Here is a 4,711-nt window from a genome sequence, read left to right as displayed (position 1 = left end):
GCCAGCCGGCCGGTATTGGCGGCGATGGGCAATGTCGCCCGTGTCGTCGCCCGCGTGCTGCCGCTACCCGGTGCTGCGGCAACGTATTTCGCGGCATTGACGGTGATCCCGCTGCTCGGCTCGCTGATCACCGAACCTGGCGCCATGACCCTGGCGGCGCTGCTGCTGCGCGAAAGCCATTTCCGCCATCGCCTGCCGGCGCGCATGTGTTACGCCACGCTCGGCGTGCTGTTCGTCAATGTCTCGGTCGGCGGCGCGCTGACCCCGTTCGCGGCCCCGCCGGTACTGATGGTGGCGAGCATCTGGGGCTGGGACCTGAACTTCATGCTCAGCAACTTTGCGATCAAGGTGGTCCCGGTAGTGCTGATCAATGCCGCCGCGGTGACCGCCTTGTTCATGTCGACCTTGCGCAAGCTGCCGACCGAGGACGCTTCCGGTGACGACCATCGCGTACCGGCCGCCCAGGCCTTGCTGCACCTCGGTTTCCTGATCGCCATCGTGATCTTTGCCCACCATCCGCCGATGTTCCTTGGCGTGCTGCTGCTGTTCCTGCTCTGGGCTCACGCCTACCCGGTGCATCAGAACCGCCTGATCCTCAAGGAAGCGCTGCTGGTGGCCTGTTTCCTAGCCGGCCTGGTGATCATCGGCGGCCTGCAGCAGTGGTGGCTGAAGCCGGTGCTGCAGGCACTAAACCCGCAGCAGGTGTTCGTTGCCGCGACCATGCTGACCGCGATCACCGACAACGCTGCCGTCACCTATCTGGCCGCCCAGGTGCCGAACCTGTCCGATGAGTTCAAGTACTTCGTGGTTGCCGGCGCGATCACCGGCGGCGGCCTGACGGTGATCGCCAACGCGCCGAACCCGGCCGGCATGGCGATCCTGAAGCCCCTGTTTCCGAACCAGACCGTTGGCGCCGGTGGATTGTTTATCGCTGCACTCCCGCCTACGCTGCTGATGTTCTTCGCTTTCCTGCTGTTCTGACGCTCAACCGCAAGCCCTCAAGATGATCGATCCCCGCGCCCTCGAAGAAATTGCCTCCCGCCTCGGCCGCGTGCTGCCCCCCGGCCTGCGCGGCCTCAGAACCGAACTGGAAGACAACTTCCGCGCCGTGCTGCGCGCCAACCTCGATCGCCTGGAACTGGTCAGCCGCGAGCGCTTCGATACCCAGGCCGAACTACTCGCCCGCACCCAGACCCGTCTGGTGGCGCTGGAAAAGCGGCTGAAGGCGCTCGAAAAGCAGGCGGCTGGTCCAGCCGACTAGGCACGAAGCCCCACAAATGCCGGCCGCTCTCCGCGACTGATGCTCGCCATCGTCCACAGCCGTGCGCAGACCGGGCAACGCGCGCGCTGTGAGCGGAGCACTGCTCCGCGCGCGCGTTGCGCCATGGACGGCTCGGTGTAAATGACGCTTGCCATCATCCACAGCCGCGCACAAAACGGACTAACCACCGAAGCCGTGACCGTGGAAGTGCATCTGGCGCCAGGCTTGCCCGGCCTGGCGATCGTCGGTTTGCCGGAAGCGGCGGTGCGGGAGTCACGCGACCGGGTACGCGCCGCGATCGTCAATTCCGGCTACCAGTTCCCGAACCGCCGGATCACCGTCAATCTGGCACCGGCCGATCTGCCCAAGGAAGGCGGCCGCTTCGATTTGCCGATCGCGCTCGGCGTGCTCGCCGCCTCCGGCCAGATTCCGCTGGAACCGCTGGCCGGGCTCGAAGTGCTGGGCGAACTCTCCCTGACCGGCGAGATTCGTCCCGTGCGCGGGGCACTGCCGGCAGCGCTGCAATGCGCCAAGATGGGGCGCGCCCTGCTGGTCCCAGCGGCCAATATTGGCGAAGCGTCGCTTGCCGAGCACACAATCGTTCACGGAGCGATCAGTCTTGGTGCGTTGTGCACCGAATTACACGAAAATCGCCTCAGCGTCGCACCGAGGCCGATCCTTGAAGAAACCGTCGACCACGGTCCGGATCTCGCCGATGTGCGCGGCCAGTTGCAGGCGCGAAGAGCGCTGGAAATCGCCGCCGCCGGCGGCCATTCGCTGCTGATGGCCGGCCCGCCCGGCAGCGGCAAGAGCATGCTGGCGCAGCGCCTGCCCGGCCTGCTACCGCCGCTGGCTCAGGATGACGCGCTGGAAGTCGCCGCGATCGCCAGCATCGGCCACGGCGGTTTCGATCCGGCACTCTGGGGCCGCCGACCGTACCGCAGCCCGCATCACACGGCGTCCGCCGTGGCGCTGGTCGGCGGCGGCGGCAATCCCCGGCCCGGCGAAATCACTTTGGCGCACGGCGGCGTGCTGTTCCTCGATGAGCTGCCCGAATTCGAACGCGCAGTGCTCGAAGTACTGCGCGAACCGCTGGAAAACGGTCGGATCACGATTTCTCGCGCCGCGCGGCAGGTCGATTTTCCCGCCCGCTTCCAACTGGTCGCGGCGATGAACCCATGTCCCTGCGGCTATCTCGGTGATGTCGGCCAGGGCTCGCGCTGCCGCTGCACCCCGGATCAGGTCGCCCGTTATCGCGGCCGCTTGTCCGGGCCGCTGCTCGATCGCATCGATCTGCATGTGTTCGTGCCGCGGCTCGAAGCCACGGCGCTGACCTCGGCAACGCCGGTCGCGGCGGAATCAAGCGCGACGGTCCGCTTGCGGGTGCAGGCAGCGCGGGCACTGCAGCTGGCTCGCGCCGGCAAGATCAACGCCGCGCTCGGCGTTCGCGAGCTGGATCGCGATGCCGCGCCCGATGAAGCCGGCCGAGCTTTGCTGCAGACGGCCATGACCCGGCTCGGCCTGTCGGCCCGTGCGTTCCACCGGGTGCTGAAAGTGGCGCGGACGATTGCCGATCTGGCCGGCGTTGCCGAGATCGGGACGGCGCAGATTGCCGAGGCACTGCGCTACCGGCCCATCGATCAACTCAATTGATCAGACGCCGTAGTGCCAACGCAGGCCGATCAGGACGGTCGGCGCGCGCGAACCATCGATGTTCACCGAGGCGCCGGAGACCTGCCCGAACGCCGAGAACGCCAGCGGCAATTCCTGATTGATGACCAGGCTGTAATCGGCGTACTGCCTACCGCGCCCATCCTGCTGGCGGCTGGCGATCAGCCGTCGCACACCGTCGCCGGCATTCAAGCCGATCACGCCGGTGACGCTCAAACCTGGAAACGGCAACGGCAATTTCAGTTGACCAGCCATGCGATAGCCGGCCGCACCGGTGCCGAAGTAATCCGGCGCATAGCTGCCGCTGACTCTCAGCGGGCCGACGCCGAGACTCGCGTAGCCCTCGACGTAATCTGGATTTTGGAGACGGCTGTCATCTTCGCCGTAGACGCTGGCTGACAGACCGCCATCGGCCGTCGCCTGGATCAGGCCCAACAGGTTCAGCGAGTGGCTGTAGCCGAGATAGAAATCGCCCTGTACCCCACCAAGACTGCGATTGTTCAGCGCCCGGGCGCCGACATAGACGCGATTGTCGAAGCGATAGTCGCCACGCAGGCTGAAGCTCGGGCTGTTGTTCTGCGGAATGCCGCGAAACAGCTCATCGCTGGCGACCGTGGTGCGCAAATCGAGTGATCCCGCCCATGCTCCGGGCATCGGCAACAAGGCGGCGACCAGCAGGCGTCTGACGATCAGCATTTCCGAGCGAGGTTTGAAGCGTTCCCGGCACTGTAACCGCGCGCCCAAAAGAAAAGGCCGCGTGAGCGGCCTTTTCCGGGTACTGCCTGCAGCGTTCAGCTCAAACGATCAGAACTTGAAGACGCCCTTGATCGCAACGGTGCCGCCGCTGTCCTTGAAGCTCTGCGACACGCCGTTCTCGCCATCGCTGCTGAAGCCGTTCGGGAACACATCGTTATTCGACGTGTCGTAACGGACTTCGGTCATCAGGTCGAAGTTCTTGGTCGGCGACAGCACCACATCCAAGGTGTAGACGCGGAAGCTGTCGGTACCACCGCCGAGCGCGCCCTTGAGGGAGGCTTCGGCGAACTCGACGCGACCACGAACCGAGATCAGGTCAGTCGCCTGAACGAGACCGTAGACCGCGATGCCGCGGTTGAGGTAGAGACCCTTGGCGTCCTGGATGTCACCGTTCAGCGCCAGCGTCAGCTTGTCGGAGACCGTCCACTGGGCAACGACGTCGCTGATGTTGGTGCGCGTGCTGAAAGCACCCGAGGCCGGACCGTTGATCGGGAACAGTACTTCGCCATCAAAGTCGTCGATGCCAAGGTAGTTGGTCAGTGACACGAGCACGGACTTGACCGGGGTCAGGGTCACATTCGCTTCAATGGTCTTCTGCTTGTTGGCATCGATCGTCGATGCCTGCGGGGCGCTGTTGACGGCACCGAGCTGGGCAGTCAGCAGATCGTTGAACTTGTACGAGGCGCGCAGACCGGTGTGGAAGAACGGCTGCGTGTTCTGGAACAACCACGAACGCGAGATGAACGGTGCGGCGTTGTCGGCGGTGACTTCGTAACCGGCGAGCGAGCCGAAGCGGCCGGCGATCACGGTCAGGCCGCTGTTGGCGTAGCTCACGAAGGCAGTCGGCAGGCTGAAGATCGAATCACCATCGCCGAAGTTGGCGTTGATGACATTGGCGTCTTCGCCGGCGAGGACATTGACGGTGGCACCGAAACCGCTTTCCGGCGCGTAGGCAATGGTCAGCGAGGCCTGGTCGATGGTGATGGTGTCGGTCTTGCCATCATAGGCACGATAGAACAGCGT

Annotated in this window: 5 protein-coding genes; 3 read left to right on the top strand and 2 right to left on the bottom strand. The window is 65.0% G+C overall.

Translation table 11 applies throughout. The annotated features are described in order from the left end of the window. The 3 genes from Q0D45_RS20985 to Q0D45_RS20975 all read left to right on the top strand — a co-directional run. On the top strand, positions 1–981 hold a 981-nt coding region (locus Q0D45_RS20985; protein ID WP_293397694.1), incomplete at its 5' end, for a putative Na+/H+ antiporter. Positions 982–1,003: 22 nt separating this feature from the next. Beyond that, the gene (locus Q0D45_RS20980) at positions 1,004–1,261 is read left to right on the top strand and encodes an accessory factor UbiK family protein (RefSeq protein WP_293397692.1); all 258 of its coding nucleotides are present in this window, start codon (positions 1,004–1,006) and stop codon (positions 1,259–1,261) included. Positions 1,262–1,402: 141 nt separating this feature from the next. After that, entirely contained in the window at positions 1,403–2,914 is a 1,512-nt protein-coding gene (locus Q0D45_RS20975) for a YifB family Mg chelatase-like AAA ATPase (protein WP_293397690.1), read from the top strand. Here the strand turns inward: Q0D45_RS20975 and Q0D45_RS20970 are convergent, their stop codons facing one another. Together Q0D45_RS20970 and Q0D45_RS20965 are read right to left on the bottom strand one after the other, a co-directional pair. Beyond that, positions 2,915–3,628: a hypothetical protein gene (locus Q0D45_RS20970; RefSeq protein ID WP_293397688.1), complete on the bottom strand. Its 714-nt coding sequence runs from the start codon at positions 3,626–3,628 to the stop codon at positions 2,915–2,917. It lies immediately after the preceding gene. Positions 3,629–3,736: 108 nt separating this feature from the next. Beyond that, positions 3,737–4,711: outer membrane beta-barrel protein (locus tag Q0D45_RS20965; RefSeq protein ID WP_293397686.1), on the bottom strand; the 975-nt coding region annotated here is incomplete at its 5' end.

This window comes from Nevskia sp., assembly GCF_023266035.1.
Lineage (GTDB): Bacteria > Pseudomonadota > Gammaproteobacteria > Nevskiales > Nevskiaceae > Nevskia.
Note: the sequence above shows the minus strand (reverse complement) of the source record. Positions and strands in the feature narration are given on the sequence as shown.

What these genes read in the sequence shown, in the direction of transcription:
- Q0D45_RS20980 (WP_293397692.1), top strand. Translation starts at nt 1,004, where the DNA reads ATGATCGATCCCCGCGCCCTCGAAGAAATTGCCTCCCGCCTCGGCCGC.
- Q0D45_RS20975 (WP_293397690.1), top strand. Translation starts at nt 1,403, where the DNA reads ATGACGCTTGCCATCATCCACAGCCGCGCACAAAACGGACTAACCACC.
- Q0D45_RS20970 (WP_293397688.1), bottom strand. Translation starts at nt 3,628, where the DNA reads ATGCTGATCGTCAGACGCCTGCTGGTCGCCGCCTTGTTGCCGATGCCC.